This is a genomic window from Bacillus sp. B-jedd (assembly GCF_000821085.1).
Taxonomy (GTDB): Bacteria; Bacillota; Bacilli; order Bacillales; family Cytobacillaceae; genus Bacillus_D.
The window spans coordinates 316,351-338,717 of record NZ_CCXR01000001.1; the positions used below are offsets into that span (position 1 = coordinate 316,351).

The following is a 22,367-nucleotide window of genomic DNA, read 5'->3' on the forward strand; positions in this document are numbered from 1 at the left end:
GGTGCATCCGTTTTTTCTGCTAAATGATAAGTTTGTGGGGGAAAATCAACTGGGATTACGGTATGATGGAGGTGAAGAACTCATTTACATCATGGGTTCAAATGGCATTGCACCCAGAATGGAAAGCAAGGAGATGCTGAGAATGGAAATTGTCAAAAAAAAGTTTGGTGAAATAGACGGCAGAGATGTCACGGCGTACACAGTGAAAGGAAACAGCGGTTTCGAACTGACGTGTCTCGATTATGGCTGCATCATAACAGAAATTTGTGTTCCCGACCGTGACGGGAAGACGGAAAATGTCGTTCTCGGCTTCAAGGATATCGATGATTATGCTAACCATTCCCCGTATTTTGGGGCGGTAGTCGGAAGGGTCGCCGGCAGAATCAAAGAGGGCCGATTCAGCCTTGGCGGGCGGGATTACACCCTGGCAAAAAACAATGACGGTAACCATCTGCACGGAGGTGACCGCGGACTCGATAAAGTGATTTGGAACGTGGAAACAAAAACGGAGCATGACAAAGCCAAGCTGATTTTCACATATGAAAGTCCTGATGGCGAAGAAGGCTATCCCGGCAATGTATCAATCCGGACTGTTTATACGGTGACCGGCCAAAATGAACTCATGATTGAATATTTCGGCACCACAGATCAAAAAACAATCCTAAACATGACCAATCATACTTATTTCAATTTGAGCGGGGATTTGAAGTCCACTGTCCTGGAGCATAGTCTGCAAATCGACAGTGACCGGTTTATCGAACTGGACAATGGGCTTATTCCAACCGGCAGGCTCCTGGAGGTCGAAGGAACTCCGTTTGATTTCCGGAAAGGAAGGAAGATTGCGGACGGACAGTCTTCCAGCCATCCGCAGAATATACTTGCCGGAAAGGGTTATGACCATCCTTTTGTCCTGAATGGAGACAAGCAGCCCGCCATTAGAGTAAGCTGTGAAGAAAGCGGCCGGGTGCTGGAGGTAGAAACGAACCAGCCAGCGGTTGTCCTTTATACGTCAAACCAGCTGGAAGGTGATTTTCTGATTAATGGCAGCGTCAAGGCGGAACCTTATTTGGCGCTTTGCCTCGAAACACAGAAGCACCCTGATGCCATTAACCAGCCGGGCTTCCCATCCATCGTTCTTGAGCCGGACGGGGAGTATTATTCGTATACGAAGTATACTTTTAAAGTGGAATAAATCATAAAGAGAGATAGGCATGAAAGGGGGGAGCGGGCATGATGAAGGCGCCAATCAGGCTGATGTATGTCATCGGGGGATTTATTTCACTCGGAATCGGCATTATCGGGATTGTGCTTCCGATTATACCGACGACCCCTTTGCTCCTTTTGGCCTCCTACTGTTTTATGAAGGGCTCGAAGAAATTCGAGAGATGGTTCAAAGGCACGAAATTGTATAAAAAACATCTCGAGGAATTCATCCGCAAAGGCGGCATGACGTTAAGGCAGAAAATGACTATCCTGCTTCTGGCCGACTGCATGATCGCCATTCCATTCATCATGATCGACAGCTGGCCGTTAAGAGGAGTCCTAGTTGCGGCTATTGCGTATAAATACTATTATTTCTTTGCAAAAATAAAGACCATTCCAAGTAACTAGCTGATTGCTGAGGAATACAAAAAGCCTGCTCCCGAGTGGAAGCAGGCTTTATTTTACCCAACAAGCTTTTTGAAATCCAGCCGCTTATTAATAGCAACCATGACAGGCGCTCCAATGACCATGACACCGAACTCGCCGATAGCTACAGCCAGCCATGTTGCGAAGAATGGCAACTTCAAGGCGATGTTCAATTCCCAGGCGATCAGGAACATGGTGAAAGTAAAAACGGCTGTATTGACCGCCATTCTAACCCAAATGCCTTTAATGTACCGGGATGAGAAAATCGTAATCAGCAAGGCGAGAACAGATTGCCCGAACCCGAAAATCAGGTCAAGCCCCGGATTTGGCGAAAAGAAAAGGTTCGCCAGGAATACGCCCAGAATAATGCCAAAAAAGTATTTTTTGTTGAAAACGACGAGATGGTTGAACATCTCAGATAAACGGAACTGGATATTTGAGAAACTTAGCGGCGCGACCAGCATCGTAACCGCAATGTAAAGCGCGGCAATCACCGCGTTTACGGCAAGTGTCCTTATTTTCATTTTACTCTCTCCTTAGTTTTTTATCGTGGGAGGTTCTCGAACCACGCGGGCAAAGGCCCGAAGGTTTTATTATAGTCCTGGGAGAGTTTATCGTCAATAGCGTTAGCCGGCGAATATTAAACTGTTTATGCAAATATATAGATTAAAAGGTAATAGAACATACCTGAAAGGGGAGTTGAGGTGGTTTCTATTATAACGTGTACGAAAAGGCCGGAATTCCTTGGCAAAATTTTTGAGAATTTTGAAAGGCAGCAAGTGGAGGGGAAAGAACTCATTCTCGTTTTGCATGGATGGAGCCAGAACGGCATTGATGTAAGGATGGAGGGACAACATATAAAAATCATTCATATGCCCCAGGAGACCCCCTTAGGCCAGTGCTTTAACGAAGCCATCAAACATGCAAAATATGATCACATCGCCAGGTTCGATGATGATGATTGGTATGGGGACTTATATTTGACTGAAGCATTGGCAGTCATGAAGGAAAAAAATGCGGCAGTGGTCGGAAAACAAACTGTTTATATTTATTTTGAAAAAGAACAGCAGCTTGCCGTTCTGTTTGAAGGGAAGGAAAATAGATTCATTCATCAAAATAATGGTTTTCTTGCCGGTTCAACATTTTTATTTAAAAGGGAAATAGCAGAAAAAGTGAAATTTCCGCCAGTTTTTATAGGAGAAGATAAAGGTTTTATAGAGAAGTGCAAAAGCCTTGGCCTCCCCATGTATGCATCATCCCGTTTCCATTACGCCTACATTCGCTATGAGGATTCGCATCACACCTCAGATGCTGACAACAGGCGGTTAAAAAGGCACTGTCTCCCCTTAGTGAAAATAAATGACTTGTCGGCTTACTTTAGCTAATGATGACGGGAGTGCTGCAGCATGGAAAAGGGCAATAAAGAGGCAATGAAGTTGAAGATAAACCTGGAAACGAGAAGGAAATATGCCGGAAAAAAACGAAAACAAGGGATAATAATAAGTGAAATAGAGGCAATTTTAACTGGTGAGTTTGATAAGCCGATTGTTTTTTTCCCTGCATTAATTGATTGGTCAATTCCGCTGTTTCAGCGACCTCAACATATCGCGATAAATTTTGCCAGGGAAGGTGTCATCTATTTCTTTGGTACTGCAAATGTTTATGACAAAGTGGAATGTATTGAAAAGATTGAAGCGAATTGCTATCTAGTAAATATGAAGGAGCCAGGGGCAGAAGAAGCAATCCTTCAATTGCTGGAAAAGCAGCCGAATCGAGTGATTATCCATCTATACTCGGGCGATATGATAAGGGGTTACGATTTTGTAGAGGATTGTTTAGAACGGGGTTTCGATATCCTATATGAACATGCGGATGCACTATCGAGTTCCATAACAGGAAGGCCGATACCCGGGAGTATTATCGCCAGGCATCAACGCATCCTATCGAATACGGACTGTTATGCAGTTGCAACTGCAGATCAACTTTATGAGGATATTTTGAAAAAAAGAGAGCCTGTCCGTTGCGCGCTTGTCACAAATGGGGTTGATTTCGATCATTTCTGCATCAAGGCAACAGGAGAGGCGCATCAGGAGTTATTGAATATTCCAAAAGGAAAGGAGCCGGTTATCGGATACTTCGGGGCTCTGGCAGACTGGTTTGATTATGAACTGATGGAAAAGCTCGCCGCAACCAAAAGGACATGGCAAATCGTTCTGATCGGCTTGGATTATGACGGGAGCATAAAAAAAAGCAGGCTTCTCCGCTATGTCAATGTCCATTATCTTGGCCCCCTCCCTTATGAACAGCTCCCCTCCTATGCCGCAATGTTTGATGTGTCTGTTATTCCTTTTAAAATAAATGAAGTTACAACCGCAACGTCTCCGATTAAGTTGTTTGAATATCTGGCAGTTGGCAAGCCGATCGTCACAACTGCCATTCCTGAATGCTTGAAATACAACATAGCCTTTATAGCCCGGGACCATGGCCATTTTATTAAATCTGTGGAGCAGGCGCTTGCGTTTAAGGATGATGAAGTCCATAAAAGCTTGCTTAGGGAAGAGGCCCGGAAGCATACGTGGGATAAAAAAGCCAAATCAATTCTTGACCTTCTTTCTACTTAGTGATGACTTTTAGTCCTTATGATCATCTATTTCAAAAGAAATACTCTCAATATCCAGGCAGGAAATAATGACAGCAACTGCCGGGAGTTTAGGTGAATTCATTTCAGGTTGAATCAAGACGACACATCCAGTGCATTTGTCAAAACACTTTATCATAGCAATAATGTCATCGCCGGTTTTAGTCCTGAATCTGAAGGGCTTATGTGATTTTTCCAAACATCCCAGGATGGAGCAAATACAGCTTTTATGGTCCTTGCAAAAGCAGTTGTCGTTACAATCTTTCTTCTTGTGCTTATCAGAAAAACCTCCAGGGAAGCCGGCTGCATCTTCTTCCTGTTCCCACAGATGTTTAAGTTGATCAATATCCATTGTCGGGCTCCTTTCCCCTTTCAGATGAGGGATTATACACACATCCTATTCAGTGCCTAATTAAAGCGGATGGGCATAACGACTAAATGCCGGCAAAAAACGATGGCCTTCCAATTTGGAAGGCCATTTATTATGCTAAGCTGCCATTTCATAAATCAAGCAGCTTGTTTTCAATTGTTTTATATCGTGCTTTCCAAGTGTTTTTTTTCAGCCACCGATTGACTTCCTTTCTGTTTAAAGGTTTTTTTACCGTTAATATTTCATCTATGTGACGAATGAAGGATTCTGTGTCTGTCCCAATTTTTACAAAAGGGTTCCTCCGCAGTTCTGGAAGGTCCGTGGTTACGACTGGTTTTCCGCTGGCAAGGTATTCATAAATCTTTATTGGGTCAGCAGCGAGTGTAATCGAGTTCAGCTTGAAGGGGAGTAAGCATACGTCAAAATGGGCTAAATACCGGGGAAGCTTTTTATAATCCTTATAGCCTAAATAAAGATAGTTGGGAATCGTTAAGTCGACCTCTGCGGCATATTCAACTCCAATAATGCAAATAGTGGCCTCGGGAAAGGCACTGGCCACCTTTTCCATCAGGGCTGTATCAACCCAGTGTGCCCATGCCCCAATGAAACCGAGGATGGGTCCGTCAATATTCCTCAATTCTTTCGGCCTCTTCGGAGGGGGAATAGAACGTTTTTGGAAATCGGATAATTTACAGCCGTTAGGAACAAATAGGTAAGGCTTCCCGGGAAACTTGGCCGTAATTTTATCTTCTAAAATTTTAGCGCTGGCAACGATTAGGCAGCTTTTTGCGGCCATGCTTTCTAAATACGGGTCCCACTCTGGAATGTCATCAAGATAGTCATAGATAATAAAGTCGGGGCTATATTGGTCAATGAAAGGGTAGAGTTTGGACCATGATACCCAAAGCAGAATCTGTTTCCCATTCCTCTTGAGGGTAGGTAATATTTCCTTTATCAGCCTTCGGTTGTTTTGGATTAGAGTCAGATTCGGGGATATTTCCTCATCCTTTTGGTCGCTCTGGGTTTTATTGCAATACATCACTTCAAAGCCATGCCTCGCAAATTGCATCATGAGATGCTGGGGCCGCTGTTTCATCCAATGCCAATCAATGGTTGGAGGATAAATGACGACTGTATTCACGGGATCTATTTTAGTTTTTTTATGATGAACAGGGCGGGAATGCAGATTTTCAAATTCCCTCCATTCTTCCTCTGTAAAGAAAAAGGGTTGAATATCCCTGAATTCTTCAGTATTTATCAACTTGCATGCACCTCAACTGTAATTTTTGGCAAACCCGTCAAATTCCCATGCATGAAGGCCATGCTTGTCAGCTTGGATGGCCGTATCAAATCCAGAACCAAAGTCAATGCCGACACGGCCCATTTTCTTCGCATGGTCTGCAAGTAACTTTGCAGGAACACTTGCGGATATAAACGTGATATCAAAATCAAATGTCTTCATTTTTTCACAAACTTCAGAGACGGAGGAAAACCCGTTTACCATTAAAGTCCCCTGTATATCTGTAAAACCATATCGCTTTTCGAGGACATCTTTGTATTGTTCGCTTTTGTTTCCAATCAAAAGGATTTTATCGTTTTTAAACATGTCATAAAACTGTTTGCTTTTTGCTATATAAGCATTGGCAAAAGCATAAGCGAAATCCTTTGGTTTGATATCATAAAAAGACAGAATCATCGAACTCAACGGGTAAAAATACCAATCTTCATGGACGAGCAGTCCAAGAATATCAGCATTCCGCAACGATTCAATCAACCTTTCCTTCGCTTCCAAATTCGGATATTTTACTCCGCAGTAGGAAGGGTTGTGTGCAATCGGGTGTTTTTCATTCAATTCCGGCACAAGGAAATTCTGTGCGCACACTGCCACTTCACAATCACCGAGCCTAAGGAAAGAATGGGGTATGCCCTGATCGATTGCCTGCCTCCAGCGCTCCATTATTTCTTCTGCATAGTGGAGAGTAAGTAGATGGTCCCCTTGATACATCTCAGCCGCCCCCATAAAAATGTCAAATTGCTCTTACTGTACTGCTGACAGGATATTCACCGAGGGACGCCAAGGTGAGGGTGCTTATCAGGCATTGTAATTTCTCTTTGAAAAACTTTTTGAACTCATCATAAAAGGGTATGCCATTAAAGAGGAAGAGCATTCGGGACAGCCTTTAATCCCTGGAAAGAATATTTTCCTGCCTTCAAGCGGAAACCTAATAGGGAATGGTCTGTCCCAACCTCTAGTAAATTCTATTGAGATTAATAAGCCCGGGAGCTGGTTTTAATGGTGTTTGAAATTCTCATCCTAGTTATTTTGATTCTAATTAATGCTTTTTTTGCCGCATCGGAAATTGCCTTTATCTCTTTAAATGATAATAAAATCAGATTAATGGCGGAAAACGGTGATAAAAAGGCACAATTGCTTGATAACTTTCTATCAGAACCGAGCCGCTTCCTCGCGACCATTCAAGTGGGCATTACGCTGGCCGGCTTCATGGCGAGTGCTTTTGCCGGAAAAAGCTTTGCTGGCAGGCTTGGTGCGTTCTTGAAGGAAGCTGGCGTTCCGCTTTCGCAGAGTCTCCTTGAATCGCTGTCGCTAATTATCATTACGCTCGTCCTGTCTTATTTCACCCTTGTCCTCGGCGAGCTTGTCCCGAAGCGGCTTGCTCTCCAGAAGGCCGAACCGATTGCTTTTTTTGCCGTCAAGCCTTTGATTATCCTGTCAAAAATCACCTCGCCCTTCGGTAAATTGCTGACGGTTTCCATGAATGGAATTGTCCGCCTGTTCGGAATCGACCCGAATGCACAGGAAGATGATGTAACAGAAGAGGAAATTCGGATGATGGTTGATGTGGGGAAGGAAAAAGGGGCAATTGCGGAAGCTGAAAAAATCATGATCAATAATGTGTTTGAATTTAATAACAAAACAGTTTCGGATATTATGACCCACCGGACGAATATTTCCGCCCTTCCGGCTGATTCAACTTTGAGCGGGACCGTCAGCGTGGTAAGAAATGAGAAGTATACCCGTTTCCCGGTTTACGACGGCCATATTGACAATATCGTTGGCATTCTCCATGCGAAAGACCTTCTTCAATTCATTGAAAGCCGGTCTAAAGAGGAGTTCAGCCTGAAAAGTCTGACCCGTGAGCCGTTTTTCGTGCTTGAGTCACAGCGCATCGATCATTTGTTCAAGGATATGCAGACAAATAATATCCATATGGCGGTCGCGATTGATGAATATGGCGGTACGGACGGAATCGTCACAATTGAAGATGTCATCGAGGAAATCGTCGGCAATATTTTCGACGAATACGATGAACCTGGACCCGATGATATAGAATATATTATGATCGATGAGAAAACGTATTTAATTAACGGCCGGACTAATTTATACGAGGTCGAACAGCTTTTAAAGGTGGATCTGCCGCTCAATGAGTATGATACGCTCAGCGGATTTGTCATCGGACATCTCGGTTACATCCCGAGCGCGCTTGAGCAGCATTCTTTCGTACATCAGAATGTCATGTTCACTGTAGAGGAAATGGACGACAGGCGCATTAAGAAGGTCCGGGCCGATATTCTGGACGGGGAAACGCTCGTTGATGTTGAAGAATAATAGAAAACAGCCGCCATGCACATGCATCGGCGGTTTTTTGCAAAAAAATCTTAAAAGAAGTATAAGCTATATGGTAATATGGATGGATACATCAAAGGCATCTATTGCCACAGACTACAACGGGGGTTCACTACATGGGAAACATCCATCATGAGCAAGAAGGATTAAAACGGGCGCTAAGCAGCAGGCACATCCAGCTGATTGCCCTAGGCGGGGCAATTGGTGTCGGCTTGTTTTACGGTTCAAGCGCGACCATTAAATTGGCGGGGCCGGCAGTCGTGCTCTCATATTTGATTGGCGGCATTGTTATTTTTACAATCATGCGTGCGCTCGGAGAAATGGCGGTGGCCGAACCGGTTTCCGGCTCGTTCAGTTCCTATGCGAACCGGTATTTAGGCCCTTTCGCCGGCTACCTGACCGGCTGGACATATTGGTTCATGTGGGTCGTCGTCGGCATGGCCGAAATTACGGTCGTCGGAGTTTACGTGAATTACTGGTTCCCCGATATCCCGCAGTGGGTGAGTGCCCTGGCCGCGCTCGTCGTTATTACGGTTATTAATCTTGCTAACGTTAAAGCATTCGGCGAATTCGAGTTTTGGTTTGCGATGATTAAAGTGGTGGCGATTATTGGCATGTTGCTTGCCGGGCTGGCCATCATCCTTTTCGGCTTCGGGAACGGAGGGGAAGCAGTCGGCTTTTCGAATCTATGGGCACATGGCGGATTTGCACCGAACGGTTTGACCGGCATCTTGCTGTCGCTCGTCATGGTCATGTTTTCGTTTGGCGGCGTCGAGCTGGTCGGGATTACGGCGGGGGAAGCTGAAAATCCTCAGCGGACGATTCCAAAGGCGATTAACAGCTTGATTTGGCGAATCCTTATTTTCTATATCGGCGCCCTTGGCGTCATGATGATTCTTTTTCCATGGAACAAAGTCGGTTCAGAAGGCAGCCCGTTCGTCCAGATTTTTGAAAGCATCGGCATCCCTGGCGCAGCGCATATCATAAACTTTGTTGTGCTCACCGCCGCCCTGTCTGCATTCAACAGCGGTTTGTTCAGCACTGGACGGATGTTGTACAACCTTTCTTTGCAAAATAACGGCCCGAAATTTTTTGGCAAATTAAATGGGGCAAGCACGCCGAGCCGAGGAATTTTGTTCTCGTCGTTTTTCTTGCTTGTCGCGGTCTTTCTGAATTACATCGTTCCTGAAAAAGTGTTCATTTATATCTCTGCTGTAGCCACAGTGGCGGTTATCACAAGCTGGACGATTATTCTTTTGACCCAGCTGAAGTTCAGGAAAGCCCGGAGCAGGGAAGAAGTCGGTTCACTTGCATTCAAACTGCCCTTGTATCCATTTTCCTCGTGGTTCGCACTGGCGTTCCTCGCGATGGTTATCGTTCTGATGGCGTTTATTGAAGGGATGCGGGTGGCTTTATTGGTCGCCCCGGTGTGGTACGTGATTCTGTATATTGGGTATCGAATGAAGAGAAGTTAAGTTTTATTGAGTGTGGTTGTGCCTGTTTCGAGGTTCGCCTTTGCGCGGGGGCTCGCCACCTTGGGAAACGCTGATCCAATTGGATTGGCGTTTTTTTGCGTTAAGGAGTCCCAAACTCCCCCGTGTGTCCGGACATCAACAATTGAAAATGTGCTCCGGCTGTCCGAAGGTACCAGGCATCCCGCCTTACATTCACCTGCCTGCTATTCCATATCGAAACATGCCGCTCTTCCAACGTGCTTTCACTGTTTTGTAACAAAGTTGGCATGAAGCAGATGTTCCGCCACTGTTGGAAGCGTTTACAATAATGATAAGCGTACCGTGAACAAAGCTAAGTAGCGCATTCATTAAAAGTAAGCTGCCAACAAAGTAAACAATGAGCAACCTTTACAAGTGTGTTGTGGACTAATTAAGCGCAATAACCGGTGTGCAGTGCACCCAGTAAGAAATAGCAAAAAAGGGGCATTGTCCATTTTTGCAAGGGGAGTGGAGGATTTAATGCGATACAGTAATTTTACTGAGGTTATCGAGGAGGCCATGAAGAGAAGGCCTATCAGGATGAGTGTGGCGGCGGCGCAAGATTTGGCGGTGCTGGAGGCTGTGAAGGGTGCGGCCGGCCTTGGCATTATTGAGCCCATTTTAATAGGGGATTCCTCGCAAATCGTCCAGCTTGCCGGGCTGATGGACTTTCCCCTTAAACAAACGGAGGTCATCCACGCGCTGACTGAGGAGGAAGCGGCGTTCAAAGCGGCGAAAATCGCCAGTGACGGCGGCTCCCAGGCAATCATGAAAGGACAAGTGAACAGTACACATTTTCTGAAAGGTGTTTTGCATAAGGAGTTGGACCTAAAGATAGGCAGGATTTTCAGCCATTTGTCAGCCTTTGAGATTCCCGGAACCGAGTCGCTCCTGTTTATGACGGATGGAGGCATCAATATCGCGCCTGACTTCAATCAAAAGAAGCAGATCGTCCTTAACGCCATCGAGTTTCTCAGCCAAATCGGAATGGACAGCCCACGCACGGCGATTCTCGCTGCGAACGAATTGGTGATGGATGCGATGCCGGTTACGTGCGAGGCAACCAGGCTCGTCAAGGAAATAAAAGCAATGGCGGACATACCGATTGAAGGCCCGTTGCCGCTTGACCTGGCGATCAGCAAGGAGTCGCTCCAACATAAAGGAATCGACAGCGAGCTTGACGGCAAAGCCGATTTGCTGATTGTGCCAACAATTGAAGCCGGGAATATTTTTGGCAAGGCGATTACCTATTACGCACATGGGACGATGGCGGGCATCGTTCTCGGCGCAAAAGTGCCGCTCGTTCTCAATTCGCGATCCGACTCGGCAAAGGCGAAGCTTGCCTCGATTGCGCTTGCGGTTGTAGCAGCTTCGAACGCAGCGATTCCGGTATGAAGGAGGGGAAGAAATGGCGCATACTATACTTGCAATCAATCCAGGCTCGACATCGACGAAGCTGGCAATCTATCGGGATACGGCGCTTCTTTTTGCAAAAACAATCAGGCATGGTGACGAAGAACTGAGCGGGTTTCATAAAATAACGGATCAAATTCCCTTCCGGCTGCATGCTGTAAAAGAGTTTATGGAGGAGAGCGGGTTGCAGGCAGATGAACTTTCGGCGGTTGCCGGAAGGGGCGGATTGCTGAAGCCGCTCCAGAGCGGGACGTACGAGGTGTGCGTAGAGATGCTAAAGGACGCAAAGTCGTGCATTTATGGCGAGCATGCTTCAAACCTTGGTTCAATCCTAGCCTTTGAGATTGCCCACAATGCCGGGATCCCGGCGTTCATCGTCGATCCGGTCGGGGTGGATGAATTCGTTCCGGAGGCGCGTCTGTCCGGTTTTGCCGGAATTGAACGGAAAAGCCAGCTGCATGCCTTGAATATTAAGGCTGTTTCGCGCAAAATCGCTTCGCGGCTCGGATGGCAGTTGGAAGAAGTAAATTTCGTTGCCGTTCATCTTGGCGCGGGCATTTCGGTCGCCGCCCATAGGAGGGGTAAGTTGATCGATGTCAACAATGCGGACAATGAAGGGCCGTTTTCGCCTGAACGGGCTGGAACGCTGCCGTTAAAGCAGCTGATCAGTCTTTGTTATACAGGCAAATATACAGAAAATGAATTGGTCGGACTTTTGACGAGAAGAGGAGGTGTAAGCTCATATCTTGGCACGAAAAGTATCCTTGAAGCAGAGGAGCGGGCGCAAAATGGAGATGCTGAAGCAGAGCTTGTGCTGAAGGCGATGGTCCACCAGATTGCAAAAGAAATCGGGGCGATGGCCGCTGTGCTGGACGGTGAAGTGGACGGGATTATTTTGACAGGCGGACTGGCCCGCTCCGGCTATATTATTGAGCGGGTCAAGAAGAAGGTCGCTTTTCTTGGCAAAGTGTTTGTCGTACCCGGGGAAGAGGAACTGGAAGCTTTGGCGGCTGGAGTGCTGAGGGTGCTGAACGGAAAAGAATTTGCATTGAGCTATACGAAGAAAGCCGCTTCGCATGCTTGACCCCGTAAATTTTAATTCGCCAACAATGAAGCAACGCCGGCTATGCGTTGCTTTTTGTACTCTCCTAATTTATAGAGACCGTGTGATTCCGGACAGGATAAAAGGAATCACGGGTTGGATAAATTCTTCAGGCGATACAGCCTTCCCGCTTTTTCTCCATTCGACCGATGCCCCGAAAATGCCCCAGCTAAGGATAACAGCCGTTCTTTTTATGGCGTCATCAAATTCTGAGTTATCCCTATTTGATAGCATTTTGCAAAAAATGATTTCAAGCTGTTCCCTGATAATCCTGGCAATTGTGTCTTCGTATCCTCGATGGCAACGGGTGGACAAGCTCCCTTGGAAAGCCGTGATGGCCACAAAAATCTTCTTAATCGATTCTTCATTCAATTCATTTTCTTCAAAAGCCGCACAGTTCAAGTTAATCAACAATACTTCCGATAAAACCTTATCAAGTAAATCGTATATATCTTCGAAATGGTAATAAAATGTCGCGCGATTAATCATCGCCTCGGTGGTGATATCTTTTACGGTGATATCTTTGAATTCCTTTTTGCCCGAAAGTTCGATAAAAGAGTCCATAATCAATTTACGGGTGCGCAGTATTCTTGGATCAGTCCTGGTTTCCGTCATGGCAGCGTGGTCCTCCTACATTTTAAACACTTTTCTAATTGTGTTGTATAAACAACATATTCAACAATCTATTGGTCCAAATGAGTTGCGATTCTACCTACAATATAATTGTAAAGCAAATCAGCCGGTTTATCCAAACAGTCTGAATCTTCCTTTGCTTAGAGGAGAACGTATGGAATGGGCATGGCTGGAGAGAAAAAGGAGGAAAACGAAATTGGCAAACAATCATAATATGATGTGTGATTTAACGACGGGTATTTGCGGAGAGGCAGGCAGGGATGAGATAGAGATGATTAATTTTAATCAATTGCGAAAAACAGTCGAATTGTATTATGTAACGGATCCAATCTGTTCGCATTGCTGGGCGCTTGAGCCGACACTCCGCAGGTTCCTGGAGCAATATGGCCACTATTTCAACGTTCATACCGTTATGGGAGGACTGCTTGAGAAGTGGCATGGCGGTCCGATTGATCCGGCTAACGGCATTATTGGCCCTGCTGACGTCGCCGGCCACTGGAGGGAAGTAGGTGAGCATTACCGCATGCCGATTGACGGATCCCTGATGATCGACAACCCGGTCCAATCTTCCTACCCACCATCCCGCATGTTTAAAGTGATTCAAAAACATCATGGCGATAAACTGGCCTCAGCCTATTTAAGGCGTTCAAGGGAAGAGTTGTTTGCCTTTAATCAAAATATCGCAGAGAAATCAGTCATGATCAAGACCGCTAATGACCTCGGGCTTGATGGAAAAGCGATTGTCTATGAAGCGGAGCAGACAGTCGGACAGGAACTGTTGGATGAAGATTTTCAACTTGCAGCCCGCCTAGGAGTCAGGGGATTCCCAACCATCATCATGGTGAATGAGGAAAATAAAGGAGTCAAAATCACCGGCAATCGTTCGCTTGACTATTATGTTGACGGCTTGAAACAGATGCTCCCTTCTGAACAGCTGCAGCCAATCGAGCAGCCTCGCCTTTCTGCCTTGCTTGAAAAGGAAAAGCTGCTGTTTTCAAAAGAAATCGAAGTCATGTATGACATTGAAAAAATACAAGTGCAAGCTTTTATAGAAAAAGAACTTTCACTAAGCAGTTATCAATCTGATGAACTGCTCGGTGAAGTGTATATTACTTTAGCAAAATAGCGTTCTCACCCGAAAACTTGCGTGACCACCCGGCTTCAAAGCTCTCACACTTTATTGTTGTCTATCCAATGCCAGCTTCAGCCCAAACCCAATTAATACAATTCCGGTCACTTTGTCCATCACACTTTGGACTTTAGGGGACATGAGCCAGTCACGGAGGAAATTGATGAAAAAGACATAAACAAAAAACCAACCAATCGAGAGAATGGTATAAATGACGCCCATCATAAGCAGCTGCTGGGTAGTTTCACCGCCGGGACGGACGAATTGAGGCAGGAATGTAAGAAAAAACATCGCTACTTTCGGATTGAGGACGTTGGACAGAAGCCCTTGCTTGAATGCCGAGCCCTTTTTGGCTTCGTGGGCATTTTCATTATTCTTCCGGCGTGTGATAAAGGATGAAATCCCGAGATAAATTAAGTACAGTGCTCCGACTGTCTTCACAATTTCAAACGCGACAGCCGACTGCATCAGAATGGCAGAAAGGCCGAACGCGGCGGCAACGGTGTGGACGAGCGAGCCGGTTGTGATGCCCAAAGCCATCTTATATCCATCCTTCTGTCCGCCGGAAATCGTTCTTTTCGTTATGAGCGCCGTATCAATTCCTGGACTCATGACAACAAACAGTGAAAGAAGAAAAAAAGTCAGAAAATCATTCATGCAGCAGCCCTCCCAACGGTATTTAAAAGCTCGTTGTTCGAAAATTTACTCTATTTTAGCATGAAAGACAGCGTAAAGCACAAAGCTTTACGCTGTTTTTTGCAAAATTATTAACAGGATTTGCAGGGTTCTCTTAGTGCTGCTTGTTCGGCAGCTGCTCGCTCGGATGGCCGTTTCCTTGGCGCTTTTTGTTCTTTTCGTCTTTCCTTTGCTTCTCATGAAGCTTCTCAACAAACTTATGCGTGTTATCCATTTCTGTCCCTCCCGGTTTTTTATGACCTCGATTTAGGTTTTGCATTTGAATGGAAAACATACACAATGTAATACAGGTAATAAGAATTGGGACAGGACCCGGTGATTTTGCCGTTGATCTGTCCCAATGAGCAAAGGATTGAGACAGGTTCGGGTGATGTCGCCGCTGATCTGTCCCAATGAGCAAGGGATTGGGACAGGTCCGGGTGAATTAGCTAATCTGTCCCAATGAGCAAAGGATTGGGACAGGTTCGGGTGAAGTAGCCATTAATCTGTCCCAATGAGCAAGGGATTGGGACAAGTCCCGGTGATTTCGTCGTTGATCTGTCCCAATGAGCAAAGGATTGGGACAGGACCCGGTGATTTTGCCGTTGATCTGTCCCAATGAGCAAGGGATTGGGACAGGGTCCAGAAATTTCACCATCCAGCTGTCCCAATAAACAAAGAATTGGGACAGCACCCCGCCGTTTCCGGTTTCTGCTGTCCCAAATAAAATCTATACGAACTGGACGACATCCTCAATCGACAATCGGGTTGTCGGATGTCCTGGAGCCGCCGCTTTCCCGAGCGCGATCAACACAATCGGAGTGTAGCGCTCGTCAATTTCGAATCTTTCTGTAAACTGGGCTTTATTGAATCCGCCCATCGGCACCGTATCATAGCCACGCGCTTTTGCGATTAGCATCAGCTGCATGGATACGAGGCCGGCATCGTAGGAGGCGATGTTTTCCCTATTCTCACGGGGAGCATTCGGATAAGTGCGATTGGTGTTTTCAATCATGCGAGCCATCGTCGCTTCATCCATATAGCCCGCTTCATAGGCGCTGCTGTAAACTTTTTCGGCGTTACGGTACATTTCAGTATCGCCAAGCACGGCAATGACAGCTGAAGCTGTCTCGACCTGCTCCTGGTTATAAGCAATTCCGCGAAGTTCCTTTTTTGTTTCTTCATCTTTAATAATGAGAAATTTCCAAGGCTGCAGGTTGCTCGAAGACGGAGCCAATGTTGCTTCCTGCAAAATATCGATAATTTCCCCATCAGAAATTTTGAAAGAAGGATCGTATTTACGGACAGAGCGGCGGTCACGGATAACCGCGGAAAGTGTTTGTTCAGTACTAATCATGATGGATACCCCCAAAAAGTAGTTACAAAAAGTAAGTTGCATTGAACAGAGTAACGTTTTTTAGGAGAATTTGTCAAATGTTTGGCTTTTGCCTAGCCAGGGTTAAAAAATCTTGGAAGTCACTTTTCTATCATTTATTCCTCCGCACTTACCACAAGGCTAGCTAAATGGCGAAAGGCAGAAGGGCGTTTCCAAGGGGTTAAATAGCAATTCAATCAAACGTTTGATCAAATTTCCATTTAATCACATAGAGGGTAATGCGGTGGAAGGAACTCGGGTATAGCATATATGAATTTATGTACGATCTAAATCCAGCAAGTCCTTGACTAAGAATTTCTTTTGCAAAATTGTTGGGAGCATTTTGAAAGTAAGTTATACAATTGGGAGGAATGGTGTCCGAAAAACAAAGGGCTCTTCCCCGGAGCCCTCCGCCATTTTTAAAATAATCCGTACCTACACCCACATACTGAACAGGCCTTCATTAAACCCAAGGTTGTACATATAGTAGATTCCGAATATGGCGCTGAGTGCGCCTGTTGTTAAAACGAGACCGCTGCTCAAGGTGAAACGATTGAGGCTTAAAATAAATGGGATTCCGATGACTGTGGTGAAAAAGAGCATGCCTGCGACCGTCCCGACGCCGAAAATCAGGATGAAAAGGGCGCCATGCCAGATGGAGTTTACGGTGCTCATCGTAAGAAGAACCATCGCCGCGCTTCCAGCCAAACCATGGATGGTTCCGATCAGCAATGATTTGAGATATGCCCCTTTTTTGCTCCAATTTCTTTCAGAGGAGCCCGGCTGATTGGCGCGGCTTTTTTTTCGGATGGATAGCATGCTGACTGCACCGAGATAAACGAGCATAATGCCGACAAGGAACTCGAGGGACATTGACCATTTATCGGAAATATCTTCTTTTAAGAAGATTAAGAGAATGCCAATGAGAAAGAGAGTCGCTGTGTGGCCGATGCCCCAAAAAACGCCTGCGAGTGAGGCTTGCCACAGCTTCTTGCTCTGGCTTGCGATTGTTGAAACAGCGATGACATGATCAGGCTCGACTGCATGCTTAATGCCCAAAATAAACCCCAATGCCAATACCGAAAACAGTGTAATATCCATACCGCGACCTCCATTAGTGTTTTTGTGCAAAAACAAAGCCATAACCCGTCCATAGTCAGTCTGACGGGTTATGGGATTAATACTTTCTTAGAAAGCTTGGCCTTTTATTGAACCAGTCCCTACTAATGATATGGTGGTATTCGGAGAATATTCCTTCGATTGCCTGGGTGGAATGAGCCATGATCCGGACAGTGAAGCCCGGTATAGGAAGCATTGAAATGCCAATCGCGGCGGCAGGGGACTTGTTCTGGATCTCGTTTTGCAGATGGTCCAAAAATTCGCGGTTTGCCTGCTCGCCAATGACAATCATGGAACCCAAATGAGTGTGGTTTTCCAAGAAGCCAAGGCCAGATATATTTTGGACAGAAGGGACCAGTTTAATATGGTCAAAAGCGGCCAGTTCATCTTCCATATAAATCTCATTGATTAATTGAAGCATGCTGTAGCTGAACAGTTTCCCGTCCGGCGACCAGCCAGGGGTAATAATATCTGTATAAAAGAGAGTGGCGCCTTTTTCCATCCGGAAAATATTTTTTTGCAAGTATTTGGCGTTCCTGTAAGCAATCAGCGGATCGGGAAGATATTCGAGATAACTTCCTTTTTTCATCACAATTTCTGTTTCCTGATAGGCATGCAGCCTTGGGGTTCGATAAACCTTTGTTGCCGATTGCGTCGTGAGTGTCAGTTTCGCGTTTTCCTCCAGCAAAAATTGCATCCTGTAGCGGTCGCCATCCAGATAGCCTCCGCCTGGATTCAGTATGTAGTAGCACGCCTGTCCGGAATTATCGTGGTAAATGGGCCTCATAACCTTCAGTGCTCCCTGGAAATACACATTCCTCGCCACCGTTTTTCCGTACCGGTCCTCCGCATCAAGACGTAAAATTCCGGTCCAATTTCCCATCCTAGGCCAGGCCTTTTAAAAGGGCGTTTTCCCTGACCCAGTCAACCACCCGCTCAAGGCCCTCGTTATCCTTCAGGTTCGTAAAGAAGAAAGGTTTATCGCCGCGGAAAACCTTCGTATCCGATTCCATCACTTCGAGCCTGGCGCCGACATGAGGGGCGAGGTCGGTTTTATTGATGATGAACAAGTCTGATTTAATCATTCCCTGTCCGCCTTTACGGGGAATTTTTTCCCCCTGCGCCACATCGATGATATAGATTGAGAAATCGACGAGCTCTGGGCTGAAGGTAGCGGCAAGATTATCTCCTCCGCTTTCCACAAATATCAAATCCAGATCGGGGTGCCTTTCCAATAATTCGTCAATCGCTGAAAAATTCATTGAAGCATCTTCGCGGATGGCTGTATGGGGACATCCCCCGGTTTCGACACCGATAATCCGGTCATCCGGGAGTACGCCATTCTGCATTAAAAACTTGGCGTCTTCTTTTGTATAAATATCATTTGTCACCACAGCCATGCTGACTTCATTTTGCATATAGCGTGTCAGCTTTTCTACAAGCATTGTTTTGCCCGCGCCAACAGGGCCTCCGACTCCGATTTTTATTGGTTCCATTTTATCCACTTCCTTTACATGATTTAAGACATAAAGATCCGGACATTTACCCTCTCATGTTTCATTTGGGCCAATTCTAGTCCGGGTGAGACGATTCCGAAATCGCCTTCGTCCAGCTCCTGTATTTTCGCGACAGCTTCTTCAAGCATTCCATGCAGGGAATGGATGATTTTTTGGCCGGCCGTCTGCCCGAGCGGGATTGCCCGGACGGCATTTTGTACAAGGTTCATCACAGCAGAGTACAGATAAAGCAAAGTGGCGGTTTCAGATGTTGCACCCAGATGATGGGCAACTGCCGTAAAAACAATGGCCGGATGCCCGAAAGACTGCTTTTTTTTGATCCTATCTTCGTAATCTGACAAAAAGGGGATGCTGTATAGAACATTAGCCAGCTTCAGCATACGCCCGCCGACCATCATTGTGCCTTCCCGTGTTTCCCTCGCAAGGTTTTGGACGGTCAACAGTCGGTCCAATTTCCAGATCACAGCATACTCCCCGTCCCGGATTGCGTCATAGGCGAGCCTTGAGGCAAGGCCATCTGAATACATTAGCTGATCATTTAGGTAGACGGTGAGCCAATTTTGAAAAGAGGCCGCATCATGCACTTTGTTTTCCTGGATATAGGTCTCAAGGCCATAGGAATGGCTGAAGGCCCCTGAAGGAAAACTCGAATCGCAAAATTGGAACAGGGGAAGAATGCTCTTATCCATGACTGTGCCCAATATGGCGAAAGGCCTGTTTTACTTTCCGGTCCTCCCTTGTATAAGGAATCTGGAGTTCTTTCAGCAAATCTTCCACCAAGTAATCATACTGGACAAGCATCTCGCCTGCTTCAAACTGAGCCGGCAAATGACGGTTCCCAAGCTGATGGGCAATCGTCCCCATTTCCTTCAGGCTGCCGGGCCGGATGGCGAGGATATCATCTGACAGGACGTCTACCATAATCAAATTCTTCTCATCCATAAAGAGAACGTCACCCGCAGTCAATTCACGTGAGCTTTTCAGGCGGATGCCTATTTCATTGCCGTGGTCTGTTTTCACTCTCTGGATCCGTTTTAACAGATGTGCGCTTTCCAAGTAGACCCTTTCAATATGGCGCCTTTCCAGTTCTTCTCTTTCAAAATCATCAATATTCGCGATTATGTTTTCAATAATCATTCTTCTCACCTCAAAATAGGAAATATCTCTGTCCCATCGGAACTTCCGATACTGGGTCGCATGTAATCAATTCACCGTTGACGCGGACTTCATATGTCTCGGGATCGACTGAAATCTCCGGGGTTTCGGAGTTCAGCTTCATGTCTTTTTTTGTCAGCTTCCTGATCCCTCGGACTGGGAAAACCATTTTTTCGAGGCCTAGCTTTTCATGTACTTTATCGTCGAATGCGGCCTGAGAGACAAAGGTGATCGAACTTCTGTACAGCGCCTTTCCAAAATGGGCATACATCGGACGGTATATGACCGGCTGTGGGGTGGGGATGGACGCGTTCGCATCCCCCATCAGGCTTTCGACGACAAAGCCATTTTTTATCACCATTTCTGGCTTCACACCGAAAAAGGCAGGATTCCAAATCACAAGGTCGGCTATCTTTCCGACTTCCACAGAGCCGACATATTCCGAAATCCCGTGCGTAATCGCCGGGTTGATTGTATATTTCGCTACGTAGCGTTTGGCGCGGTTGTTGTCGGAAAGCTTGCTGTCTCCTTCCAGCGTGCCGCGTTGCTTTTTCATTTTGTCCGCCACCTGCCATATGCGGAGGATCACCTCGCCAATCCGGCCCATTGCCTGGGCGTCTGAACTGACCATGCTCAACACTCCCATATCCTGGAGGATGTCTTCGGCGGCAATCGTTTCCTTCCGGATGCGTGAATCAGCAAAAGCCAGGTCTTCAGGAATCGAAGGATTTAAATGGTGGCAAACCATCATCATATCCAGATGCTCATCAATCGTATTGACCGTGTAAGGCAGCGTTGGATTTGTCGAGGACGGAAGGATATTCATGAAGCTCGCTGACCTAAGCAGATCGGGAGCATGGCCTCCGCCGGCGCCTTCCGTGTGATACATATGAAGGACTCTGCCTTTTATGGCTGCCATCGTGTTTTCCATGAATCCACACTCGTTCAGTGTATCGGCATGGAGGGCGACTTGGACATCGAATTGATCGGCCACCCTTAAAGCGTGGTCAATGGCTGAAGAGGTAGCGCCCCAGTCCTCATGTACTTTTAAACCAATTGCCCCGGCGCGGATTTGCTCAGCAAGCGGCTTTTCCGATGCTGCCTGTCCTTTACCGGTGAATCCAATATTGATGGGCAATCCTTCTGCGGCCTCAAGCATCCGGTGAATATTCCACGGCCCGGGAGTCACTGTTGTCGCTCTCGATCCCGCCGCGGGGCCGGTGCCTCCGCCAATCAACGTTGTAAGGCCGGCAGCGAGGGCAGTTTCGACTTGAGCAGGATTAATAAAGTGAACGTGCGTATCAATCCCTCCAGCCGTCACAATCATTCCTTCTCCGCCAATGATTTCGGTAGCTGTCCCTATAACAATGTCCACATTATCCATGATAAGCGGATTCCCGGCTTTGCCGATCGCAAATATCTTCCCGTCACGAATAGCGATATCCGCTTTAACAATCCCTGTATAATCAAGGATCACCGCGTTTGTAATAACTGTATCGGGTACATCCTCCCCGCGTGTAACAAGCGGATTTTGCCCCATCCCGTCCCGGATTACCTTCCCCCCGCCGAATATCACTTCCTCCCCATAGGTGGTGTGGTCCTTTTCTACCTGAATAAACAAATCAGTATCGGCAAGGCGGATGGAATCTCCTGTTGTTGGACCATACATTTGCGCATATTGTTTTCTTGATAAATTGGTCAATTATTGACACCTTCCTTTTACAGACCCATCCACTTTGTTATGAAAGCCATATACCATTTGCTTGCCGCCGTAACATACAAGTTCGATTTCTTTTTCGTCACCTGGTTCAAAACGGACAGCCGCGCCGGCAGGGATGTTAAGCCGCTTCCCGACTGTTTCCTCACGGGCGAATTGCAGTGCTTCATTTACTTCGTAAAAATGATAGTGGGAGCCCACCTGGATCGGCCTGTCTCCGATATTTATTACTTTAATCCTTGAGGTTTGCCTTCCTTCGTTGATAATGATGTCTTCTTCTTTTAGAAACAATTGTCCTGGCTGCAAGTCTATCGCTCCTGTCGTAATTATCTTATCGGGCTGTGAATCGTAACGAGTTTCGTCCCGTCGGGAAAAGTGGCTTCTACTTGAATGTCATCAAGAATATCAGCAATCCCATCCATCACATCATCCCGCGATAAAATTGTTCCGCCATATTCCATCATTTGCGAAACGGTTTTCCCGTCCCGTGCTCCCTCGAGCACTTCGTGAGTAATCAAAGCGACCGCTTCCGGATAATTCAATTTCAGGCCTCTTTCTTTTCTCCGTCTGGCAAGATCAGCTGCGACAACAATCATTAACTTATCAATTTCCCTTGGTGTTAACAGCATTGCAAAACCTCCTTAAATTACAGGTGAAATTTTCAACTATATAGGTTGAACATAATAAACGCGATATTTAAATTGAAATAGCTGGTTGATTGGAGCTCAGGCATGTAGACTCCTCGAAAATGCTATC

Annotated in this window: 25 protein-coding genes and 1 riboswitch; of the genes, 9 read left to right on the forward strand and 16 right to left on the reverse strand. The window is 46.2% G+C overall.

Annotated elements, in window-relative coordinates; translation table 11 throughout:
- Positions 1-142: 142 nt before the first annotated feature.
- Entirely contained in the window at positions 143-1,192 is a 1,050-nt protein-coding gene (locus BN1002_RS01550; RefSeq protein WP_048827660.1) for an aldose epimerase family protein, read from the forward strand.
- A gap of 38 nt (positions 1,193-1,230) precedes the next feature.
- Complete coding sequence (locus tag BN1002_RS01555) at positions 1,231-1,611, forward strand: YbaN family protein (RefSeq protein ID WP_048823305.1); 381 nt, start codon at positions 1,231-1,233, stop codon at positions 1,609-1,611.
- Positions 1,612-1,664: 53 nt separating this feature from the next.
- Here the strand turns inward: BN1002_RS01555 and BN1002_RS01560 are convergent, their stop codons facing one another.
- Complete coding sequence (locus BN1002_RS01560; RefSeq protein ID WP_048823306.1) at positions 1,665-2,153, reverse strand: QueT transporter family protein; 489 nt, start codon at positions 2,151-2,153, stop codon at positions 1,665-1,667.
- 6 nt (positions 2,154-2,159) lie between these two features.
- Positions 2,160-2,204: riboswitch (PreQ1 riboswitch) on the reverse strand.
- 129 nt (positions 2,205-2,333) lie between these two features.
- On the opposite strand from BN1002_RS01560, the gene BN1002_RS01565 reads away from it, so the two are divergent.
- Positions 2,334-3,014: a glycosyltransferase family 2 protein gene (locus BN1002_RS01565; RefSeq protein WP_048823307.1), complete on the forward strand. Its 681-nt coding sequence runs from the start codon at positions 2,334-2,336 to the stop codon at positions 3,012-3,014.
- A 21-nt stretch (positions 3,015-3,035) separates the two neighbouring features.
- Positions 3,036-4,250 carry a glycosyltransferase gene (locus BN1002_RS01570; protein ID WP_048823308.1) on the forward strand — a complete coding sequence of 405 codons (1,215 nt, stop codon included), beginning with the start codon at positions 3,036-3,038 and terminating at the stop codon, positions 4,248-4,250.
- Between the two features lie 9 nt (positions 4,251-4,259).
- Here the strand turns inward: BN1002_RS01570 and BN1002_RS01575 are convergent, their stop codons facing one another.
- The 3 genes from BN1002_RS01575 to BN1002_RS01585 form a co-directional block, all read right to left on the reverse strand.
- Positions 4,260-4,619: a hypothetical protein gene (locus BN1002_RS01575; RefSeq protein ID WP_048823309.1), complete on the reverse strand. Its 360-nt coding sequence runs from the start codon at positions 4,617-4,619 to the stop codon at positions 4,260-4,262.
- A 148-nt stretch (positions 4,620-4,767) separates the two neighbouring features.
- A complete protein-coding gene (locus BN1002_RS01580; protein ID WP_052445595.1) occupies positions 4,768-5,898 on the reverse strand; it encodes a glycosyltransferase in 1,131 nt (376 codons plus the stop codon).
- 12 nt (positions 5,899-5,910) lie between these two features.
- The gene (locus BN1002_RS01585; RefSeq protein WP_048823310.1) at positions 5,911-6,642 is read right to left on the reverse strand and encodes a GT-D fold domain-containing protein; all 732 of its coding nucleotides are present in this window, start codon (positions 6,640-6,642) and stop codon (positions 5,911-5,913) included.
- Positions 6,643-6,930: 288 nt separating this feature from the next.
- Between BN1002_RS01585 and BN1002_RS01590 the strand changes: the two genes are divergently transcribed.
- The 4 genes from BN1002_RS01590 to buk all read left to right on the forward strand — a co-directional run bounded on the left by BN1002_RS01590 (position 6,931) and on the right by buk (position 12,273).
- Positions 6,931-8,265, forward strand: a complete 1,335-nt coding sequence (locus tag BN1002_RS01590) for a hemolysin family protein (RefSeq protein ID WP_048823311.1) — start codon at positions 6,931-6,933, stop codon at positions 8,263-8,265.
- A 134-nt stretch (positions 8,266-8,399) separates the two neighbouring features.
- Positions 8,400-9,758, forward strand: coding sequence for an amino acid permease (locus BN1002_RS01595; protein ID WP_048823312.1), 1,359 nt, complete (start codon positions 8,400-8,402; stop codon positions 9,756-9,758).
- A 498-nt stretch (positions 9,759-10,256) separates the two neighbouring features.
- Positions 10,257-11,171: a phosphate acyltransferase gene (locus BN1002_RS01600; RefSeq protein WP_048823313.1), complete on the forward strand. Its 915-nt coding sequence runs from the start codon at positions 10,257-10,259 to the stop codon at positions 11,169-11,171.
- A 13-nt stretch (positions 11,172-11,184) separates the two neighbouring features.
- Positions 11,185-12,273 carry a butyrate kinase gene (buk, locus tag BN1002_RS01605; protein WP_048823314.1) on the forward strand — a complete coding sequence of 363 codons (1,089 nt, stop codon included), beginning with the start codon at positions 11,185-11,187 and terminating at the stop codon, positions 12,271-12,273.
- A 69-nt stretch (positions 12,274-12,342) separates the two neighbouring features.
- On the opposite strand, the gene BN1002_RS01610 is transcribed toward buk, so the two are convergent.
- A complete protein-coding gene (locus tag BN1002_RS01610) occupies positions 12,343-12,906 on the reverse strand; it encodes a TetR/AcrR family transcriptional regulator (protein ID WP_048823315.1) in 564 nt (187 codons plus the stop codon).
- A gap of 232 nt (positions 12,907-13,138) precedes the next feature.
- On the opposite strand from BN1002_RS01610, the gene BN1002_RS01615 reads away from it, so the two are divergent.
- Positions 13,139-14,050, forward strand: coding sequence for a DsbA family protein (locus BN1002_RS01615; RefSeq protein ID WP_082036331.1), 912 nt, complete (start codon positions 13,139-13,141; stop codon positions 14,048-14,050).
- A 51-nt stretch (positions 14,051-14,101) separates the two neighbouring features.
- Here the strand turns inward: BN1002_RS01615 and BN1002_RS01620 are convergent, their stop codons facing one another.
- The 11 genes from BN1002_RS01620 to BN1002_RS01670 all read right to left on the reverse strand — a co-directional run bounded on the left by BN1002_RS01620 (position 14,102) and on the right by BN1002_RS01670 (position 22,240).
- A complete protein-coding gene (locus tag BN1002_RS01620; RefSeq protein ID WP_048823317.1) occupies positions 14,102-14,710 on the reverse strand; it encodes a LysE family translocator in 609 nt (202 codons plus the stop codon).
- A 133-nt stretch (positions 14,711-14,843) separates the two neighbouring features.
- Positions 14,844-14,963, reverse strand: a complete 120-nt coding sequence (locus BN1002_RS01625; protein WP_048823318.1) for a DUF4023 domain-containing protein — start codon at positions 14,961-14,963, stop codon at positions 14,844-14,846.
- A gap of 495 nt (positions 14,964-15,458) precedes the next feature.
- Complete coding sequence (locus tag BN1002_RS01630; protein ID WP_048823319.1) at positions 15,459-16,085, reverse strand: nitroreductase family protein; 627 nt, start codon at positions 16,083-16,085, stop codon at positions 15,459-15,461.
- A gap of 453 nt (positions 16,086-16,538) precedes the next feature.
- The gene (locus tag BN1002_RS01635; RefSeq protein ID WP_048823320.1) at positions 16,539-17,204 is read right to left on the reverse strand and encodes an urease accessory protein UreH domain-containing protein; all 666 of its coding nucleotides are present in this window, start codon (positions 17,202-17,204) and stop codon (positions 16,539-16,541) included.
- A gap of 76 nt (positions 17,205-17,280) precedes the next feature.
- A complete protein-coding gene (locus BN1002_RS01640; RefSeq protein ID WP_048823321.1) occupies positions 17,281-18,105 on the reverse strand; it encodes an urease accessory protein UreD in 825 nt (274 codons plus the stop codon).
- 1 nt (position 18,106) lies between these two features.
- The gene (ureG, locus tag BN1002_RS01645; RefSeq protein ID WP_048823322.1) at positions 18,107-18,718 is read right to left on the reverse strand and encodes an urease accessory protein UreG; all 612 of its coding nucleotides are present in this window, start codon (positions 18,716-18,718) and stop codon (positions 18,107-18,109) included.
- A gap of 23 nt (positions 18,719-18,741) precedes the next feature.
- A complete protein-coding gene (locus BN1002_RS01650; RefSeq protein ID WP_048827662.1) occupies positions 18,742-19,428 on the reverse strand; it encodes an urease accessory protein UreF in 687 nt (228 codons plus the stop codon).
- On the reverse strand, positions 19,421-19,876 hold the full coding sequence (ureE, locus tag BN1002_RS01655; RefSeq protein ID WP_048823323.1) for an urease accessory protein UreE: 456 nt from the start codon (positions 19,874-19,876) through the stop codon (positions 19,421-19,423). The genes BN1002_RS01650 and ureE overlap by 8 nt, the downstream gene beginning before the upstream one ends.
- 10 nt (positions 19,877-19,886) lie before the next feature.
- Positions 19,887-21,596, reverse strand: a complete 1,710-nt coding sequence (gene ureC, locus BN1002_RS01660; RefSeq protein WP_082036064.1) for an urease subunit alpha — start codon at positions 21,594-21,596, stop codon at positions 19,887-19,889.
- A complete protein-coding gene (gene ureB / locus BN1002_RS01665) occupies positions 21,597-21,917 on the reverse strand; it encodes an urease subunit beta (protein WP_048823324.1) in 321 nt (106 codons plus the stop codon). It lies immediately after the preceding gene.
- A gap of 20 nt (positions 21,918-21,937) precedes the next feature.
- Positions 21,938-22,240, reverse strand: coding sequence for an urease subunit gamma (locus BN1002_RS01670; protein WP_048823325.1), 303 nt, complete (start codon positions 22,238-22,240; stop codon positions 21,938-21,940).
- Positions 22,241-22,367: the final 127 nt, after the last annotated feature.